Raw genomic sequence first — 19397 nt, forward strand, 5'->3', positions numbered from 1 at the left:
GCAAGCGGTTGGCGCATGAACCCTGTAGTGCCGAGCCATGCTCGGCAGAAGCCTTCCCGGTAACGCCCCAGCCGAGCATGGCTCGGCACTACAAGGGTGCCGGTTTGACTCTCCGTCGGTTACGCACTAATGTATTAGCACGCTATTACATTGATACAAATGAAAACTCGTCAGGAAACCGAACGTGACAAGGCCGCCGATGCCGCTCTGAAGGCGCTGGCCCGGGCTTTTGCCGCCCTCGACAAGCCGCAGGAGGCGCAGGCTTTCCTGCGCGATCTGTGCACGCCAGCCGAGCTGGAAGCCATGGCAGACCGCTGGCGGGTAGTGCCGCTGCTGCGCAAGGGCGTGCCCTACCGTGAGATCTACGACTTGACCGGGGTGAGTGTCACCACCATCGGCCGGGTCGCGCGCTCGCTCGAGCATGGTGCCGGCGGCTATGCCGTCGCCATCGAACGCCTCGCTACGCGCAAAACCGAATCCAACTGAGATAACCCCATGAGTGCTTCAACCACCGCCCCGGCACGTGACCGGCTGCGTATCGCCATCCAGAAAAGCGGCCGCCTGGCCGACCCCGCGCGCAGCCTGCTGGCGGCCTGTGGCCTGAGCTGGCGGCAGAGCCGCGACAAGCTGTTCTGCTTTGGCGAATCGCTGCCGGTGGACCTGTTGCTGGTGCGCGATGACGACATCCCGGGCCTGATCGCCGACGGCGTCTGCGACCTTGGCGTGGTTGGCCTGAACGAACTGGACGAGCAGGCCAAGGCGCGCCGCCAGATCGGCCTGGCGGACGCCTACCAGCCGTTGCGTGGGCTTGGCTTCGGCTCCTGCCGGCTGATGATCGCGGTGCCGGAAGAATGGGATTGGCAGGGCGTGCAGATGCTGCAGGGCAAGCGCATCGCCACCAGCTATCCGGCCATCCTGGCCGCATGGCTGAAGGAAAAGGGCGTGGATGCGCAGGTCGTGGAGCTGTCCGGTTCGGTGGAAATCGCGCCGAAGCTGGGCACTGCCGAGCTGATCTGCGATCTGGTCTCCAGCGGTGCCACCCTGGCCGCCAACCAGCTCAAGCCGGTGGAAACGCTGCTCGAAAGCGAAGCCGTGCTGGCCGGTCCGGTCCGTGAGTTGGACGACGCCCGCGCGGGCCTGATGGCGATGCTGCTACGTCGCCTGGATGGCCTGAGCAAGGTGCAGGATCAGAAACTGCTGATGTTCAGCGCCAGCGAAGACCGCGTCGAAGAACTGGCCCGCCTGCTGCCCGACGCTGAGCCGCTGCTGAGGTTGCCGGGGCAGGGCGATGCGGTGCGCCTGCAGACCATGTGCAGCGGCGCGCTCAGCTGGCAGCGTCTGGAAGAGCTGGAACGTGCTGGCGCCCAAGGCCTGATGGTGCTGGCGGTGGAGAAGTCGCTGGTATGAACATTCTCGATTGGAACGCGCTCGACGCCGCTGCACAGGCGGGTGCATTGACCCGCCCGGTGCAGACCGTTGCCGCCCAGACCCGCGAGTCCGTCGCCGGCCTGATCGAGCAGGTACGCAGTCGTGGCGACGCGGCACTGCGTGAAATCACCGAGCGTTTTGACGGCATCGCGCCGGAGCGCTTTGAAGTCAGCGAGGCCGAATTTGCCGCCGCCGAACTGGCAGTACCGGCAGAATTGCGCATCGCCATGCAGCAGGCTGCCGATCGCATCGATCGCTTCCACCGCGCCGGCATGGCTCAGCCCTATAGCGTGGAAACCGCGCCGGGCGTGGTCTGCGAAAAAGTCATTCGCCCGATCTCACGCGTTGGCCTGTACGTGCCGGCGGGTAGCGCCCCGTTGCCGTCCACCGCGCTGATGCTGGGCGTGCCGGCCAAGCTGGCCGGCTGTCGCGAAGTGGTGCTGTGCACGCCGCCGCGCAAGGACGGCAGCGCTGATCCCGCCGTGCTGGTAGCCGCGCGCCTGACCGGGGTGCACCGCGTGTTCAAGATCGGTGGTGCGCAGGCCATCGCCGCCATGGCCTATGGCACCGAATCGATTCCGTCCTGCGACAAGCTGTTTGGGCCAGGCAATAGTTTTGTGACCGAAGCCAAGCAGCAGGTCGCCCAGGCCGGTGCTGCCGCCATCGACATGCCGGCCGGTCCGTCCGAAGTGCTGGTGATCGCCGATGCCGGCGCCAACGCCGCCTTCGTTGCCGCCGATCTGCTGTCACAGGCCGAACATGGCCCGGATTCGCAGGTGCTGCTGCTCTGCGACGATGCGGTGATGATTGCCGCTGTGCAGGACGAAGTGGAAGCGCAGGTCGCGCAGCTCGCGCGTGCGGACATCGCCCGTCAGGCACTGACGGCCTCGCTGCTGGTCAAGGTTGAATCCATCGCGCAGGCATTTGAAATCTCCAACCGGTATGCGCCTGAGCACCTGATCCTGGCCTTGCGCGAACCGCGCCAGTGGCTGGACAAGGTGGAAGCCGCCGGCTCGGTCTTCCTGGGTGATTACACGCCCGAGGCGCTGGGTGATTACTGCTCCGGCACCAACCACGTGCTGCCCACTGCGGGCGCTGCCCGCGCCTATAGCGGCGTCAGCGTGGCCAGTTACCAGAACCAGATCAGCGTGCAGGCGGCCAGCCAAGCAGGAATCGCTGCCATCGGCCCGTGTGCCTTGACCATGGCCCGCGCCGAAGGCTTGGGTGCGCATGCCAACGCAGTTGCACTGCGGTTGGGGGTTGCGCCGTGAGCAGCGTGCTTGATCTGGTCCGCGATGATCTGCGTGACTTCGGCGGTTACTCGTCTGCACGCAGCGCCAAGCTGCAAGGCGAAGTCTGGCTCAATGCCAATGAATCGGCCTGGGCCAATCCGGGCGATGCGCAGGCCAGTTGTCGCCGCTATCCCGATCCACAGCCGCAGGCGTTGCGCGAGCGGCTGGCCAGTCTTTATGGCTGCCAGTCCGAGCAGTTGTTGATTGGCCGCGGCAGCGACGAAGCCATCGATCTGCTGGTGCGCGCCCTGTGCGTGCCCGGCCGCGACGCGGTGCTGTATACGCCGCCGGTGTTCGGCATGTACGCGGTCAGTGCGCGGTTGCAGAATGCGCCGGCGCTGGAAGTTCCGCTGCTCGATACAGATGCAGGCTTGGTGCCGGATATCGACCGCATCATTGCTACGGCAAAAGAGGGCAAGGCCAAGCTGGTGTTCCTGTGTTCGCCGTCCAATCCGGGTGGATTGAGCATCAAGTTACACCAAGTCGAAAGCGTGGCCAAAGCCCTGCGCGGACAGGCCTTGGTGGTGGTGGATGAGGCCTATGCCGAATTTGCCGACGAAGCGTCCGCTACCACCTTGATGGCGCGGTTCGACAACATCGCCGTGCTGCGCACCTTGTCCAAGGCGCATGCGCTGGCGGCCGCGCGCATTGGTTGCGTGATTGCCGATGCGTCATTGATCAGCGTGCTACGCCGCTGCCAGGCGCCGTACCCGATCCCGACGCCGTGCTCGACGCTGGCGCTTGCCGGTTTGGACGATGATGCGCTGGTGCAGACCCGTGCGCGCATTGCCACCGTGCGCAACGAGCGCGACCGCCTGCGCATTGCCTTGTCGCTGCAGCGCTGTGTACGCCATGTTTACGGCTCGGATGCGAACTTCCTGCTGGTGCGTTTCAACGATGCCGAAGCGGCCTTCCAGGCTTTGCTGAAGGCCGGCGTGGTGGTGCGCGACCAACGCGCCGCACCGCAGTTGCACGACGCCCTGCGCATCACCCTGGGCACCCCTGAACAGAACGACCGCGTCCTTGACGCACTTGCCACGCTGGAGCCGTCCGCATGACCCCCATCCTGTTTGTCGATCGCGATGGCACCCTGATCGAGGAGCCGGCCGACTTCCAGATCGATGCCTACGAGAAGATCCGCTTCGTCAAGAACGTGATACCGGCGATGCTCAAGCTGCGCGATGCCGGCTATCAGTTCGTCATCGTCTCCAACCAGGACGGGCTGGGCAGCGAGGGCTATCCGCAGGCCAGCTTCGACGGCCCCAATGACCTGATGCTGCAGATCTTCGCCAGCCAGGGCATCACTTTCCGCGACGTGCTGATCGATCCGAGCTGGCCGCAGGACAACAGCCCCAACCGCAAGCCGGGCATCGGCATGATGGTGTCCTATCTGCAGGACCGCAGCATCGACTGGGCGCGCTCAGGGATGGTGGGCGACCGCCCAACCGACATCCAGTTCGCCGACAACATGAATATCCGCGGCTTCCAGCTGCGCACTGAACAGTTCGGCGGCGAGTGGGACTGGGACGCGATTGCGCATGAACTGGCCGACGCCCCGCGCCGCGCCACCGTGCAGCGCGATACCAAGGAAACCCAGATCCGCGTCTTCGTCGACCTGGACAAGGTGGCCAGCTCCCGGATCAACACCGGCCTGCCGTTCTTCGACCACATGCTGGATCAGATCGGCCGCCATGGCGGTTTCGCGGTGGAAGTGGAAGCCAAGGGCGATCTGCACATCGACGAGCACCACACCATCGAAGACACCGGTCTTGCGCTGGGCCAGGCATTGCGGGAAGCGCTGGGCGACAAGCGCGGCATCGGTCGCTATGGCTTTACCTTGCCGATGGACGAAACCTTGGCCAGTGCCGCGCTGGATTTCAGTGGCCGGCCGTATTTCGTGTTCGATGGTGAGTTCAAGCGCGAGCGGGTGGGCGACATGCCGACCGAGCTGGTGCCGCACTTCTTCCGTTCGCTGTGCGATGCCAGCGGGTTGAACCTCAACCTCAAGGTGGAAGGGGAAAACGACCACCACAAGGTGGAAGCCTGCTTCAAGGCACTTGCGCGCGCACTGCGCCAGGCCATCCGCAAGGAAGGCACCGAGCTGCCATCCACCAAGGGGGCCTTGTGAGCAAGGTCGGTCTGGTTGATGCCGGCGGCGCCAATCTTGGTTCGGTGCGCTATGCGTTGGGGCGGCTGCAGGTTGACGTGCAGATGGTCCGCGAAGCGGGTGATCTGGAAGGTCTGGAGCGGGTGATCCTGCCGGGCGTTGGCGCGGCTGCGGAAGGTATGCGCCGCCTGCACGCGCAGGGCCTGGTACAACCGCTGCGCGAGCTGCAGGTGCCGTTGATGGGCATTTGCCTGGGCATGCAGTTGCTGTTCGAGCGCTCGGAAGAGGGTGATGTCGAATGCCTTGGCCTGCTGCCGGGCATCGTCCGCCGCCTGCACCCGGGCGTGGGTGTGCGCGTGCCGCATATGGGCTGGAACAAGCTGCTGGCGCTGCGCGACTCGCCGCTGCTGGACGGGGTGCCGATTGGTTCCAGTGCCTACTTCGTGCATAGCTATGCAGCACCGGTTACCTCCGACACGGTTGCCGCCTGCCACCACGGCGGCCTGTTTACTGCGGTGGTACAGCGTGGCCGTTTGTGCGGCGCGCAGTTCCATCCCGAGCGTTCGGCTGGGCCGGGCGCTCGCATCCTGCAGAACTTTCTTGAGATCGCCGCATGAGCTTTACCGTTTACCCCGCGCTGGATATCCGTGACGGCCGTGTCGTACGCTTGCTGCAGGGCGATTACGCCAAGCAGACCACTTACGGTGACGACGCCTTGCCGCGTGCGCAGGCATTTGCCGCCACCGGCGCCAGCTGGATGCATCTGGTCGATCTGGATGCGGCCAAGGCCGGTGGCTACACCTTGGCCCCGCTGCTGCAGCAGATCGCCGCGACCACGCCGCTGAAGGTGCAGACCGGCGGCGGCGTGCGGGGCCGCGACGACGTCGCCCGCATCCTTGATGCCGGCGCCAGCCGCGTGGTGATCGGCTCGCTGGCGGTGCGTCAGCCTGAGCAGGTGCTGGCATGGCTGGCCGAGTTTGGCGCCGAGCAGCTGACCATCGCGCTGGATACCCGCCAGGGTGAAGACGGTGTCTGGCGCCTGCCGGTACACGGGTGGACCGAGACTGCCGACGTCACTCTGGATGAACTGGCCAGCCGCTATGCGCAGGCCGGCATGAAGCACCTGCTGTGCACCGATATCTCCCGTGACGGCATGCTGTCCGGCCCCAACATCGCGCTGTACGCCCATCTGGCCAAGCTGCTGCCCGGCGTTGCCGTGCAGGCCTCCGGCGGCGTGCGCGATGCTGCCGACATCCGCGCCGCAAAGGCCGCAGGCTGCGGTGGCGCGGTACTGGGCAAGGCGCTGCTGGAAGGGCACCTGCAACTGGACGAGGCCTTGTCATGTTGAGCCGCCGCATCATTCCCTGCCTGGACGTGCGCGAAGGGCGGGTGGTCAAAGGCGTCAAGTTCCGCGACCACATCGACATGGGCGACATTACCGAATTGGCACTGCGTTACCGTGATCAGGGCGCTGACGAGCTGGTGTTCTACGATATTTCCGCCAGCCCGGAAGGGCGCTCGGTGGACCGCGCCTGGATCGAGCGGGTCGCCCGGCTGATCGATATCCCGTTCTGCGTTGCCGGCGGCATCCGCGACGTGGAAACCGCGCGCGACATCCTCAATGCTGGTGCTGACAAGATTTCAATCAACACGCCGGCGCTGGAGCGCCCCCAGCTGATCGAAGAGTTGGCCGACGCTTTTGGCCAGCAATGCGTGGTGGTGGGCATCGACTCCATCCGCGAGCCCGATGGCCAGTGGCGGGTGCGTTCCTATACCGGTGACCCAGCCAAGACCCGCGCTGAGGCCCGGCTGACCCTGGACTGGGTGCGCGAGGTGCAGCAGCGCGGCGCAGGTGAAATCGTGCTGAACTGCATGGACAGCGATGGGGTCCGCAAGGGGTACGATATTGCCCAGTTGCGCCAGGCCCGGGCGCTGTGCACGGTTCCGCTGATCGCCTCTGGCGGCGCGGGCACGCCGCAGCATTTTGCCGATGTGTTCGAACAGGCTGACGTTGACGGGGCTTTGGCCGCCAGTGTGTTCCACTCCGGCGCGATTGCCATTCCGGAACTCAAGCAGTTCCTGCGCGAACAACAAATCGAGGTTAGGGATGTCTACTGAAGTCAAACCGGTCGATCCGACCGCACTGGACTGGGAAAAGGTCAATGGCCTGATGCCGGTCATCATCCAGGACGCGGCCACGCTGCGTGTGCTGATGCTGGGTTACATGGACCGCGAGGCGCTGGACAAGACCCGCACCAGCGGCAAGGTGACCTTCTTCAGCCGCACCAAGAAGCGCCTGTGGATGAAGGGCGAGACCTCCGGCAACCATCTGGACCTGGTGGACATCCGCAGCGACTGCGACAACGACACCTTGCTGTTGACCGTGCGCCCGCACGGCCCCACCTGCCACACTGGCAGCACCAGCTGCTTCAGCGCCGCGCCGGGCAATTTCCTGGGCGCGCTGGATGCACTGGTCAAGCAGCGCGAGCATGACCGGCCGATCAACAGCTACACCACCAAGTTGTTCGAGCAAGGCCCACGCCGTATCGCGCAGAAAGTGGGCGAGGAAGGCGTGGAAACCGCATTGGCCGGCGTCGTACAGCGTGACGACGAGTTGCTGGGCGAATCGGCCGACCTGCTGTTCCACCTGATCGTGTTGCTGCGCTCACGCGGTCTGTCGCTGGAAGACGCGGTAGCCGTGCTGGAAGCCCGCCACGCCAAGGCTGCCGAAAAAGCCGCCAGCTGATGTAGTGCCGAGCCATGCTCGGCAAGGGCTTGCCCAACACCGGCAACGCACCGTAGCCCGGGTAAGCGCAGCGCACCCGGGGCTCTCCTCGAACAGGCACCGTAGCCTGAGTAAGCACCGTAGCACCGTAGCCCGGGTAAGCGCAGCGCACCCGGGGTCTCCTCGAACAGCCCCCGGGTGCGCAGCGCTTACCCGGTCTACAGTGGTCGCAGCGCGTGATTCCTGCCGACCTTGGTTCGCCAGCTGGCGCAACCCCGCTGCCGCATCCCGGGGCGATAATGGGCACCTGCCCACCGCCGCCGAGGACCCCATGCGCCCATCCCTGCTGACCACCGTGCTGCTGGCCTGCGCGCCGTTCGCCGCGAGCGCGTCGTGCATCGAAGGCGCGGTCTTCCTCGACAGCAATGGCAATGGCCAGCGGGATGCAGGCGAAAAGCCCTTGGCGGATATCCGCATATCCGATGGCGAGCACATCGTCAGCACCGGCAAGGACGGTCGCTATCAGCTGCCCGCATCCAGCCATCCCAATGTGTTCCTCATCAAGCCGGCCGGCTATAGCGCGACCAAGCGCAGCGACGGCTTGCCGGATATCTGGCGTCGGCAGGCAGGCGAGGGCGACGCGCAGTGCCGCCCGTTCGCACTGACGCCGGACAAAAGCGCCCCGAGCAGCTTCCAGGCATTGCTGGTGGCCGACAGCCAGACCAGCAGCGCGCTGGACGTAAGCTACTTCGAGCGTGACATCATCGAACCGCTGCGCGGCAAGCACCAGGCACGTTTGGGCATGACCCTGGGCGATATCACCAACGACGATCCCAGTCTTTATCCAGCCTTGACCAAGGCAGTGACGTCACTGGGCGTGCCCTGGCTGCACGTGCCGGGCAACCACGACATGGACCTGGGCGCGAGTACTGATGCCAACTCGCTGGACAGCTACCACCGCGCGCTAGGCCCCGACACCTACGCGTGGGAAGAAGCGTCGATGGTGTTCATCGGCATGGACGACATTCTTGCCCAGCCGGGCCAGAAGCCGGCCTATATCGGCGGGCTGCGCGAGGACCAGTTCGCCTTCCTCGAGGCCTACCTGCCCACCATCCCGAAGGACAAACTGGTGGTGCTGGGCTTCCACATTCCCTTGTTCGATCACGTCTATCGGGCCGAAGACCGTGCGCGTCTTTTCAAATTGCTGGAACAGGTGCCGCACCCGCTGATCCTCAGTGGCCACACCCATAACCAGAGCCAGAAGTTCTGGGGCGTGCAGGACGGTTGGAGCGGCGCCAAGCCGTTGCACGAATACAACGTCGGCGCTGCCTGCGGCGCTTTTTGGTCCGGGGTGAAGGATGCGCAGGGCATTCCTGATACCACCATGGCCGACGGCACGCCCAATGGCTACGGCCTGCTCAACATCCGCCCGCAAGGCCAGTACAGTGTCGAGTATCGCGTCGCCCGCGCTCCGGCAGATCAGCAGATCGCCCTGCACGCGCCGAAGGTTCTGCGCCAGGGCGCCTACCCGGCCTGGGGCATCTACGCCAACGTGTTCATGGGCTACGAAGGTTTGCCGGTGGAGTTCCGCGTAGACGGCGGCGACTGGCAACCAATGAAGCAGGTGCTGCAGCCGGACCCGCGCCTGCTGGTCGAAAACATCGCCGACGATCTTGCCGCGAACCTGCGCGGCTACGACCGCTCGCCGGAGGCCGTGCCGTCCAGCCATCTGTGGCGTGCAGCATTGCCGACCAAGCTGGCTGAGGGCGAGCACGAAGTCGAAGTGCGCACACGATTGAACGACATCGAATACCGCAGCAAAGCCCAGTACCGCTTACAACAAGCAACGCCGTGATAAACGAAACCGTGTAAGAGCGGCGTAAGCCGCCAAGCGAGTACTTCGTCCAATCACGAGCCGGTCTGCCGCCATCGTTCCCGTTGCGGTCAGCAGGGCCAGGCCGCGCTCGTTGCCGCCAAGCGCGTTCGCCTATTTGTGATTGCCCGCGCCAGTGTCGGCTTCGGCCGGCGCTGCACGGGGCTGATGCACAAACGGATATGGCACCGGCTGCGTCTCAGGCAAGCTTGCACGCCATCGCCCCCACACCTGCGCGATGTCCTTGCCCATCTCGAACTGCGGCACCGACGGCCGCTCGCCTTCCTCGCGCTCACGTATGCGCACGGTGGTGGCGGCCATATCGAACGCCTGCGTCAGGTCGGTGGTGGCGTTCAACGCTTCTACCAGGAAGGCGCGTCCAAACCAGGTGGCGCTGTCCGTGTTGCCGCAGCCAAAGGAAGGCCGGTCGCGACGGGCAGCCGCAATCACCGCATGTTTTGGCGAGCGGAGTGCCTGGACGAACGCGCCGGAATAGCATGCAGATACGACGATCACGGCGTTGCCGATCCCAGCCTTGTCGAGCATGCGTGCCAACTCATCGGGTGCAAGATATTCCTCCTGTCCCGGGCCGGTATGCAGGTAGACGCTGTTGTCGTCCAGGCCATGGCTGCTGAGGTAGAGGAACAACACGTCCTCATTCGGGTCCAGCACTTTGCCCAACGCGTTGAGCGACTGGCCGATAGTCTGGCGGGTAGCCCGTGGCATCGCCGGATCGCCACCGGCAGTAGCCGGGTGGTTGATCAAGCTCAGCATGCGCCCCTCGGCGTTCCAGCGCTTCGCCGACAGCTGCTGCAGGTACAGCACCTCATTGCGGAACACGTCTTCATCCGCGTCGCCGGCTACGCCCAGGATGTACATATCCGGCGTGCCGGGCCGCTGGGTGGGGAGGCGTGATATTTCTGCGTCCAGCAACGCGGCTTGCTGGTTCGCCTGTTTGATGCTGGGTTGGGCAGATGCCGCGTTGCCGATCGTCACGGAAGCGAGCAGGGCAGTCGCAATAGCGGTAGTTCGCAAGCGTGATAACAAATTCAGGGCGAGCGTTGCCGAAGTGGACATGGTGGCATCCTTGCAAGGTTGATGAAGCGTTGCAGGCTGGCGGTCGCTATGCAACAGGACGATGCGGACAGGAGGGGGCGTTCCCAATTTCACGTAGATGCACGCCATACTGGTTTGGTGCGCGGTGTTCATCTCGCTGCTTGCCGATTTGCCCGTCTTGCTCCACGGGTGCGTCGAGATAGCATCAATCAGCTGGTTATTAAAGTCACTTTTGTCCTTGATGTTATCCGAGAAAACATGATTTTTCGTTGAGGTAAAAAATTTTCAGAGAAACTTCGCCAAATGGAACGATTGTTTGTCAGTGGTGAGCGTTTGCCGCCAGCGCCGCGGAAACGTGCATCGTTGCGATAAGCGTTCTGAAATGTCTTGCATAAAGCGAAGTGCATTTACAGCGAATCGGCCAAATTTGTGAGTGTTTAATTGTTCGTGTAGGGGCATGCTGGAAGCGTGAACCTTGTGAATTTGCGAAATGATATCTGCGGCTTTGATCATCAACAGCGTAAGCCGTATTGGCCGACGCCTTCAAGGATATTTGATTTGTGCTTGACGTCGCCCGCATTGGGGGCGGGGTTATTTTGTTTAGTTGGGTAGTAGATGGATCGTGTTCTTGGCTTTTTTTGTGCTTCTGGGGAGGCGATTGCGCGTTCTTTCGATGTGCGATCGAGACAAGCGGCGGCTGATAGAGTGAATGGATATTAATATCCGGCCGCTCATCACTCCTTCTGTTCGTTTCTGGGTGACAGACTAAGTTGGCTAGAAGCTTCTAGGCGATAAGTACTGTTCCGAACTGGCCCGCTAAGTACATTGCGAGACAGATAACGTTGGTGCCGTCTGCCAGGTTCTGGTCCGGTTTCATGGCCGGGAAGAGGGGGGCGGTTGCCTTGGCACAGAGGTTTGCACGGAACCTTTTTGTCATCGATTGCGATCCCAAGAATCCTCTAGTTGTGCGCGATCCAAAAGTTGCGCTCGATGTTGGGAGCAAATCAATGCAGGCGTAAGGGTCAAGGTGGAGCTACCTTCGCCGGGGAAAGAGCCAGTTTGGCTATGCGAAGGCGAGCCATGGCGGCTGGGCCAAGGATTCAGTGCGGAGGTCGATCCTGCTTATCGCCAGAGTTATGAACGTGTGAAGCGGCAGCTGTTGCCGAAGATTGGAGCAGTAAACTCCAGATCGGAAAGTTTCAGCTGGCAGAACAAATTCTTGGGTGAAAGTTCGGGCTTTCATCTGGCAATCAGTTATGTCGTCTCAATCGCGTCGATAGGGAATGTCCGATTTATTGATCGGCGCCTCTGTTGGATTAATTGTTCTCTTGGCTTCTTGGGCTGCATGTGAATCTGTATTTCTGTTTCCCTGTGATCCTTGGCTAAGTAATTCTTTTCGAGGTAATCGAACGTTGTAATAGCGGGCTAGCGAGGGATTTCGCGTGATTAAAAAAATGGATTTTTCTTGTCTTGATTTCAACGTTTTCAGCGGCATTTGGCGACGACCCGATCCGGGAGTTGGAAGGATCGTAATCTTTGGTTCAGTGATTGCAATCGGCCTTGGTTCTGGCATGGGCAGGGCAGCAGCTGCTTCGAGAACAGAAGCTATTGTTTATCACGACAACACAACCAAGTGGGTGCTGGGTCAAGTAGCCAGCAGAACCGTCAATGGGATTGTTGCTGAGCAGATTACCTACGACGCCACCACCGCGCTTCCGCTACAGTTCCGAGCGTTCGGCAAGCTCAAACAAACGCTGACCTATAACAGTGACGGCACAATGGCGACCTCCAAGGATGGCAACAACAACGTCACTAAGTTGTCCGGTTGGAAACGTGGCATCCCAAAGTTGATTGCGTTCGCCGACGGAAAGACGCGATCAGCGGTAGTGAATGACAAAGGCTGGATCACCCGGGTTACCGACGAGAACGGTTTTACAACCCATTACGGCTATGACGCCATGGGGCGTTTAGCCAGGACGACTTATCCTGCAGGAGACGCAGTTACTTGGAACATTACTGCCCAATCCTTCGCGCAGGTCTCAACCTCTGAGTACGGAATTCCCGCGGGTCACTGGCGACAGACAGTAAGGACCGGTGCTGGAACGAAGGTCAGCTACTTCGACGCGTTGTGGAGACCCTTGCTCGTGCGCGAATACGACAACGGCAATGTTGCCGGTACCCAGCGTTTTACAGGCTACGAGTACGATCACGAGGGCCGCGTCGTCTTCACCTCCTATCCCTCCGCGGCGAGTAATCCATATAAGGGAGTCTGGACCACGTATGACGCGCTCGGGCGAGTGCGCTCGGTTGCGCAAGATTCCGAACAGGGGCTGCTAAGCACTACTACGTCGTATTTGAGCAACACTTCCGGTGCGTATACGCTTGTCACCGTTCCCGGCGGTGGTCAGACCCGCACTTGGTACCAAATGTTCGACAAGCCCAGCTATGACGCACCGGTCAAGATTACCCATCCGAAAGGGGCTGTCACTAACATAAATCGCGACGTTTTAGGCAAGCCGACATCGATTATGCGCGGCAACAGCACAGGCTCGGTGCAGGTCACTCGCACTTATACCTACAACGCCAATCAAGAACTCTGCCGTGTGGTAGAACCAGAAACTGGCACCACTTTGATGGGCTATGACACCGGCGGCAACCTCACATGGTCAGCTAGCGGATTGGGCGCTACTTTCGCCTGCCACGCCACCGGCCAGACCACCGCCATTCTGGCGCGAACCGCTGCCCGCACCTATGACCTGCGCAATCGCCTCAAGACGCTGAAGTTTCCGGATGGCCGGGGCAACCAAACCTGGACTTACACTCCCGACGGCTTACCCAATATCGTGCTTGCCGATAATGACGGTACCAACCTGATCACCACCCGGTACACGTACAACAGTCGGCGCATGTTGACGGAGGAACGGATGCTATGGAACCGTATAAGCTGGCCTATCACTTACACCTACAACGCCAATGGTCACCTGAGCGCCGAGAAATATCCTAATGGGCAGAGTGTGGCGTTCGCACCCAATGCGCTTGGTCAACCCACCCGGGCGGGCACCTTTGCCACCGGGGTGAGCTACTACCCCAACGGTGCCATCAAGCAGTTCACCTACGGCAATGGCATCGTCCACACGATGACGCAGAACGCACGACAGCTGCCGATCCGCAGCACGGACTGCGTGGTGGTTGGCTGTACGGCGGCTGCCGACAAGCGATTGGACTTGAGCTACGGCTTTGACAAGAACGCAAACGTCAGCCAGATCACCGACCACATCTCTGGGCGTCAGAATCGCAGCATGGCGTATGACGGGTTGGATCGCCTGACCTCGACCACCTCCGCGATGTTCGGTACGGCCACTTATGCCTACGACGTGCTCGATAACCTGACACGGGTCAACGTTGCCGGGGGCAGTGCAGCCCGCAATCATTTCTATTGCTATGACGCCAAGTGGCAGCTGACCAATGTCAAAACGGGCAGCTGCAGTGGTGCCAGCGTGATTGGTCTGGGTTACGACGTACAGGGCAATCTCAACAACAAGAACGGCAAGGTCTTCAACTTCGACTTTGGCAACCGCTTGCGCGGTGTTAATGGCGTTGCCAGCTATGTCTACGATGCTGCGGGGCGGCGCGTTCGCGACTACACCACGGCGAGCAAGTACAGCCTGTACGCCCAAGACGGGCGCCTGATGTATACGAGCGACAATCGGTTGGGTGTCAGCACACAGTATGTCTACTTGGGAGGAAGCCTGGTCGCGTTCCGCGAAGCGGTAGGCACGGTCATCACGCCGAAGTACCAGCACACCGACGCACTGGGCAGCCCTATCGCGGTGACTGGTGCAAATAAGGCGATACTGGAACGCAGCGAGTACGAGCCGTATGGGCAGGTGGTAAACGCAACGGCGAAGGATGGCCCTGGATTCACGGGCCATGTGCTGGACGCGGCCACTGGCATGAACTACATGCAGCAGCGCTACTACGATCCGCAGATCGGCAGGTTCCTGTCGGTGGACCCGGTGACTCCGCACGATAACGGCGATATGCGCTTTTTCAATCGCTACGTCTATGCATTGAGCAATCCATATAAGTTCACCGATCCAGATGGCCGTTGCCCATTGCCAGGATATAGCCTTTGCGGAAAATCATTTGAAACTATAGTGGCCCAAAGCGGCCATGCTGAAGATTTTGGCCCCCCCGCGAGTGGTCCAGTCAGTGGCAGCGGTTGGGGGCGCCAGCTAAGCCATCCCTATGTTGTCGGTCGTGAGGGAACTATAGTGCCGCCGGGCCCGGGGGGCAGCAGGGGTAAAGCTATCGAAGATCGTATTCCCGCAATGCACACCATGGGAACAATGCACGACAAGTTCGTGGATTTCGCCACTGGGCTTGGGCTCCCTGACTCAGCGGTAAATATTCCTTCGATGGTGCCGGCTTATGGCCTGGCAGTTTCAGCGGAGACGATAAATAGTTCGGTGTCGATTCTTAATAGAACGTTTGGATCTGATATGCCCGAACCTTTCGTGCATTCTCATAGTGAATCTTTCGAAGATCAGCAAGAAGAGTTTTATAAAAAAACTCGCGAGAGGGACTCTTACTACAAATGAGAATAATATTAATCTTCTCTGTGTTCTTCTTTCTTTCTTTGGTGATTCAAGGGTGTGATTTGCTGGCCGCAAAGTATGTGGATGCGACGGAAGATGCTGGGGTGCGTGAGATTATTTCGACGAGTGGTAAGACAAAAGTCAATTTGCTGATGATGGGCGTTGACTCGTATCCATCAAAAAAGAAGGTTGTGTACTACGTTCTGGTTCCAGCACCAGGTTTCGTGGGTCCGGAGGTTCTCTCTAGCTCTGTTTTGCCAAGAGGGACAAGCATTCAGATAACGGGAGCACAAAGGTGTGTGAACTGTTCACCAAATCGTGTGAGACTCAGTTTGAAGGCTGACGGAATTGTTGCGGAAGAGCCGGTTTACATGGATGCCGAATGGATTGGTTTTATAGAGTAATAATCGCGGGGTAAGGGCGGACATGGCTGCATGCTGAGGTTGGCTTTCGAGCTATGAGAATTCGTAGCGTCGACTTTCCAGAATTGATGGTGCGCCAATTTTGAGTTTTTTGGTTATTGTCTGTGGGTTCTCAGCAAGAATTTCAATCTGACGTCGCATGCTCTCTAATTATTCGTCGCCAATGCTGACTAAAGTGCCGAACTAGGCGCAATTCGTCTGATCTCCTAGGCTCGGAATGCGGGCTGGTTACATGGCATGGCGCAGGTGGGATTTATGATTATTTGACTGCATGAGCAGCGAGTATGGGGTAATACTGCCATCTGATGAGCGACCTTCGGCGTGCGCGTGTGTCTATTTAAATAATGTTTGGCTGGAGATTTCTCGGGGCTTATTGTCGGTTTTTATACAGATCTCTGGTGATGTGGGTAAATGGTAGAGTCGTCAGTGCTATTTAATGACGAATCGTTTTTATATGTTGGTTGGCTATGGTCTAGATGAGATTGGAGAGTGCTGAGTGTTGGCGCTTTGGTAGCTTGATTGGAATCATTGAAGGGTGGGTGATGCGTAAATTCCTTTTCGCTTTATTCGTAATTTTTTCAATCTCCAAATCTAATGCTCAAGGTGTACATTCACCGTCGCTTGCGGCTGCTGACAGGATTCGTCATTCATCAATCGTCGCTCCAGTTGAGGGTAGCTTTGTGGGTGAGATGGTCAGCGACGGAAGTGGCGCGCTTGAGATAGTTCAAACAGATATAGATATTCCTGGGAACAACGCGATTCCGGTGCGTGTGAGTAGGCGTTTTATTCCAGGAAATTATGGAAAAACAAATATATTTGTGAATTGGGAGCTCGATTTGCCCCACGCGTATGGCGTTTTCTCTCGGCTGGCTCCCCCCACCGGCTGGGCGGTAGGCTGGCCCGCGCCAAATCGGTACAAGCGTTGTTCGCTCTTCAGTACTCCAGCAGGCATTTCCTTCCAAGGGGGGCAATGGGATGCCGACGAATACTGGAATGGGAATTTCATTCATGTGCCTGGATCCGGGGACCGTGAGCTTTTAGCAAGAGGTAAGTACTCCCATGTGCCAAGCGACGGTTTCTCCTATCCAATAGTGACTAAGGAAGGAGACGCGGTGCGGTGCGTTGCACTTTCGACAACAAGTGAAGCTGGCTCGCGAGGAGAAGGTTTTGAGGTCGTCTCGTCTGACGGATTGATCTACACGCTAAACCATATGGTGAGCAAAATTCATAGTACCCTAAAGAAATCAAATCCCCTGCCAAAGAATTTATTAGGGAGAGCGAGTCTCAATTCTGCCAATTTTGAAATCTCGCCTTTAGTTTCAAACAACTATGTGCTCGCCAGAGTGCAGGTAAAAATTTTCCCAACGAAGGTGAGCGACCAGTTCGGAAATTTCGTTGAATACAACTGGAGTTCAAAAAACCCGTCGCAACTTCTTAGCATTGTGGCAAGTGACGGTAGGGCTATTTATTTCAATTATGATGATGCAAAAGCCGATTATGTTTCGACAATCACGGACGGGTCTCGTGTTTGGTCCTATGTTTCTGATCATGGGGATGCGGGGTTCCCGGTAACTTATCCGGATGGATCAAGGTATTCATTCTCTTTGGAGGCTCTGCATCGAGCATCCGCGCGTCCAATTTTTGCTGGTTGTGATGAGCATCGTTTTACGCCGGGGAGCTTTGTTGGGACGGTAACGGGGCCATCCGGCGTGTCTGTCGAATTTACACTTTCAAAGATCGAGTTTGGAAGGTCTTGGGTGCCGCGCGGATGTAATATAGACGTTGATGGCAACGAAAGTATTAAAGAGCATTTCATCCATACTTCGCTGGCATTAGTAAAGAAAGTCGTAAAAGGGCCTGGCTTGGCCAAGGGTGGGTTGATTTGGAATTATGAGTATGGACCCGCAAATAATTGTTGGTCGCCGGGTGGTTTCGGCGTTGATGGAAATGCATGTACCGCAGCTTCGCCAACTACGCGCACAGTTTCGGTGGTGGATCCCCGGGGGGGCATAACTCGAAGAACTTTTAGTAATAGATTTAGGGGGAACGAAGGGTTGCTGCTTCGTGAGGAATATGGGGTGAGTGGTGCTGCTGTTCTAAGAACTGTAGAGTACACGTACGGAAGCGTCGAGGCGGCTCCTTATAGGGCCTATAACGGGATATCTATAAGGAATGTGGGTGATTACGACACTACAAGCTTCTTTCGGCCCATTTCAGAGGTGAGAACCAGTGAAAATGGGAGGGCGTATGTTTGGCGCGTAGCATCAGACTGCGACGGCAATTCTTACTGCTTTGATACAAGGGGTCGGCCGGTTAAGGTGGTTAAAGAGAGCTTTCGTTAGCAATGGCTTATTTTCTTTTTTAGGATTTCCTAGTCATTTGACTGTATGTAATATTTTTTTGATCGCCTTCTGGAGGGGCTGAATGAAGATTGGTTCGTGTCATCGGCCGACAGCGGAGCACAGGTCGATGAGTAGCTGCGCGAGAAATGTGCAAAGAGGCGTTTGGAATGGTCCGCTAGGGAATTCGCCCTGAAATACACGTCCCACGCGAATGCCAAGGTGTTGTAGAACGCCGAATTTTCTATTTTGAAATGCACCGGGAGGAGGCATCAGTCAGCCGGAAACGCTTTCAGCGCAGCCCACACGACCGGCTTTGCCCATTCGGGTACCTGCCCGAACTCTTCCTGTTCGGTCGGGCAGAGGATGCGTCCCCGGTGTACTTCCAGCGCCAGGATTGGCTCAACTTGGCCATCGGCATCCGGCGGGCGGCTGTTGTCGTAGACGTGCAGGGTGGTGAGGTGCGGCAGCAGGTCGATCAGGTTGGTGCGGGAGCTGTCGTAGCGATGGCGGATTTTTTCTTCGGGAATGTCATGCCCGCCGGCGGCGACACGTTCGGCTACGCGCTGGAGGTGCAGCTCGATGCTTTCCAGCCCGCAGAACCAGATGGTGACCTCATGCTGCTGGCAGGCCTCGCGGAGCAATTTGGGAATGGTGTTGGCCCCCAGCGTGGTTTCGAAGGCATAGTCCCGGTCGTTCGCCATGGCCTCTTGCAGGCGGCGTGTGCCTTCCTGCCAGGCGGCGGCATTGGCTTCGGGTAACGGCCAGCCGCGCTCCACCAACTGTCGGGTGAAGGCGTCCGGGTTGAACCAAGTGGCTCCGTCCTGCTGCAGCATCATGCCCAGCAGCGAGCTTTTGCCGGCGCCGTTGACGCCGGCCAACACCAGAATGCGCGCCACCGGTTAGAGCGACTTGCCGGGGGTGAGTTTGAGGCCGCGGCGGGCAGGGCGGTTCAACGCCTTGGCAAGGCTGTGGCCATCGTTGAGCACGGCCAGGTGGGCGTCGAATTCGGTTTGCAGCTGCTTGAGCGACTGGGCGCGCTGGGTGGCTTCGGAAGCGCTGGCGGCCTGGGTAACCAGGCGTTGGTATTCCTCGGCCGATACCACTACCGCCTGTGGGTGGTTGTGGTTGGTGACTACCACTGCGCCGAGTTTGGTGACCTTGCGCATCAGCTCCGGCCAGCCCTTGGCCTTGACGTCGCTGGCGGGCGTCTTTTCAAGCTGCTGCAGGGTGAGGGAGAGGTCCATGGTGGCGGTCCGTTGGTGGGTATTGGGAAAATATCCCAAATTGCCCTAAATGGGAAATTTTGGATATTTATTGTTCAGGTGGGGCGGAGTGTTGGTGGTGCGTTCGGGTTTGGAGGGGCTGTTGTTGGGGATTTTGGTTGCTCATGGCGGTCTTGTGGCTCGGGTTGCAGGTTCGGGCCCGAAGCGGGAAGCCGAAAGCGGCCCTCACCCCAACCCCTCTCCCGTGAACGGGAGAGGGGCTTAGTAAGAAGAGGCCCTCACCCCAACCCCTCTCCCGCAAGCGGGAGAGGGGCTTTAGAAAGCAGAACGC

At 59.6% G+C, this 19397-nt stretch carries 16 protein-coding genes; 13 read left to right on the forward strand and 3 right to left on the reverse strand.

What is annotated here, in order from left to right:
- The first annotated feature begins 159 nt into the window (after nucleotides 1-159).
- From RT460_RS04870 to RT460_RS04915, 10 genes are all read left to right on the forward strand, one after another.
- Nucleotides 160-486 carry a YerC/YecD family TrpR-related protein gene (locus tag RT460_RS04870; protein WP_057630904.1) on the forward strand — a complete coding sequence of 109 codons (327 nt, stop codon included), beginning with the start codon at nucleotides 160-162 and terminating at the stop codon, nucleotides 484-486.
- A 9-nt stretch (nucleotides 487-495) separates the two neighbouring features.
- Nucleotides 496-1407 (forward strand): ATP phosphoribosyltransferase, encoded by a 912-nt coding sequence (gene hisG / locus RT460_RS04875; RefSeq protein WP_313317507.1) that lies wholly within the window; start codon nucleotides 496-498, stop codon nucleotides 1405-1407.
- Nucleotides 1404-2699, forward strand: coding sequence for a histidinol dehydrogenase (gene hisD, locus RT460_RS04880; protein WP_313317508.1), 1296 nt, complete (start codon nucleotides 1404-1406; stop codon nucleotides 2697-2699). Before hisG ends, hisD begins: the two co-directional genes overlap by 4 nt.
- Nucleotides 2696-3778: a histidinol-phosphate transaminase gene (gene hisC / locus RT460_RS04885; RefSeq protein ID WP_313317509.1), complete on the forward strand. Its 1083-nt coding sequence runs from the start codon at nucleotides 2696-2698 to the stop codon at nucleotides 3776-3778. Before hisD ends, hisC begins: the two co-directional genes overlap by 4 nt.
- Nucleotides 3775-4848: a bifunctional histidinol-phosphatase/imidazoleglycerol-phosphate dehydratase HisB gene (gene hisB, locus RT460_RS04890; RefSeq protein WP_313317510.1), complete on the forward strand. Its 1074-nt coding sequence runs from the start codon at nucleotides 3775-3777 to the stop codon at nucleotides 4846-4848. The genes hisC and hisB overlap by 4 nt, the downstream gene beginning before the upstream one ends.
- A complete protein-coding gene (gene hisH / locus RT460_RS04895; RefSeq protein WP_313317511.1) occupies nucleotides 4845-5444 on the forward strand; it encodes an imidazole glycerol phosphate synthase subunit HisH in 600 nt (199 codons plus the stop codon). Before hisB ends, hisH begins: the two co-directional genes overlap by 4 nt.
- Nucleotides 5441-6175: a 1-(5-phosphoribosyl)-5-[(5-phosphoribosylamino)methylideneamino]imidazole-4-carboxamide isomerase gene (hisA, locus tag RT460_RS04900; RefSeq protein WP_313317512.1), complete on the forward strand. Its 735-nt coding sequence runs from the start codon at nucleotides 5441-5443 to the stop codon at nucleotides 6173-6175. The genes hisH and hisA overlap by 4 nt, the downstream gene beginning before the upstream one ends.
- Nucleotides 6169-6945, forward strand: coding sequence for an imidazole glycerol phosphate synthase subunit HisF (gene hisF / locus RT460_RS04905; protein ID WP_313317515.1), 777 nt, complete (start codon nucleotides 6169-6171; stop codon nucleotides 6943-6945). The genes hisA and hisF overlap by 7 nt, the downstream gene beginning before the upstream one ends.
- Nucleotides 6935-7573 carry a bifunctional phosphoribosyl-AMP cyclohydrolase/phosphoribosyl-ATP diphosphatase HisIE gene (gene hisIE, locus RT460_RS04910; protein ID WP_313317516.1) on the forward strand — a complete coding sequence of 213 codons (639 nt, stop codon included), beginning with the start codon at nucleotides 6935-6937 and terminating at the stop codon, nucleotides 7571-7573. Before hisF ends, hisIE begins: the two co-directional genes overlap by 11 nt.
- A gap of 310 nt (nucleotides 7574-7883) precedes the next feature.
- A complete protein-coding gene (locus RT460_RS04915; RefSeq protein ID WP_313317517.1) occupies nucleotides 7884-9407 on the forward strand; it encodes a calcineurin-like phosphoesterase C-terminal domain-containing protein in 1524 nt (507 codons plus the stop codon).
- 132 nt (nucleotides 9408-9539) lie between these two features.
- Here the strand turns inward: RT460_RS04915 and RT460_RS04920 are convergent, their stop codons facing one another.
- Nucleotides 9540-10502 (reverse strand): C13 family peptidase, encoded by a 963-nt coding sequence (locus RT460_RS04920; RefSeq protein WP_313317519.1) that lies wholly within the window; start codon nucleotides 10500-10502, stop codon nucleotides 9540-9542.
- 1421 nt (nucleotides 10503-11923) lie between these two features.
- Here RT460_RS04920 and RT460_RS04925 point away from each other — a divergent pair.
- The 3 genes from RT460_RS04925 (at nucleotide 11924) to RT460_RS04935 (ending at nucleotide 17843) form a co-directional block, all read left to right on the forward strand.
- The gene (locus RT460_RS04925; protein ID WP_313317520.1) at nucleotides 11924-15082 is read left to right on the forward strand and encodes an RHS repeat-associated core domain-containing protein; all 3159 of its coding nucleotides are present in this window, start codon (nucleotides 11924-11926) and stop codon (nucleotides 15080-15082) included.
- Entirely contained in the window at nucleotides 15079-15483 is a 405-nt protein-coding gene (locus RT460_RS04930) for a hypothetical protein (RefSeq protein WP_313317521.1), read from the forward strand. The genes RT460_RS04925 and RT460_RS04930 overlap by 4 nt, the downstream gene beginning before the upstream one ends.
- Before the next feature lie 560 nt (nucleotides 15484-16043).
- Nucleotides 16044-17843, forward strand: a complete 1800-nt coding sequence (locus tag RT460_RS04935; RefSeq protein WP_313317522.1) for a hypothetical protein — start codon at nucleotides 16044-16046, stop codon at nucleotides 17841-17843.
- 269 nt (nucleotides 17844-18112) lie between these two features.
- On the opposite strand, the gene RT460_RS04940 is transcribed toward RT460_RS04935, so the two are convergent.
- Nucleotides 18113-18739 carry an AAA family ATPase gene (locus tag RT460_RS04940; RefSeq protein WP_313317523.1) on the reverse strand — a complete coding sequence of 209 codons (627 nt, stop codon included), beginning with the start codon at nucleotides 18737-18739 and terminating at the stop codon, nucleotides 18113-18115.
- A 3-nt stretch (nucleotides 18740-18742) separates the two neighbouring features.
- Nucleotides 18743-19087 (reverse strand): type II toxin-antitoxin system prevent-host-death family antitoxin, encoded by a 345-nt coding sequence (locus RT460_RS04945; RefSeq protein WP_313317524.1) that lies wholly within the window; start codon nucleotides 19085-19087, stop codon nucleotides 18743-18745.
- Nucleotides 19088-19397 lie beyond the last annotated feature (310 nt).

It is taken from the genome of Stenotrophomonas sp., assembly GCF_032061965.1.
Classification (GTDB): Bacteria; Pseudomonadota; Gammaproteobacteria; order Xanthomonadales; family Xanthomonadaceae; genus Stenotrophomonas.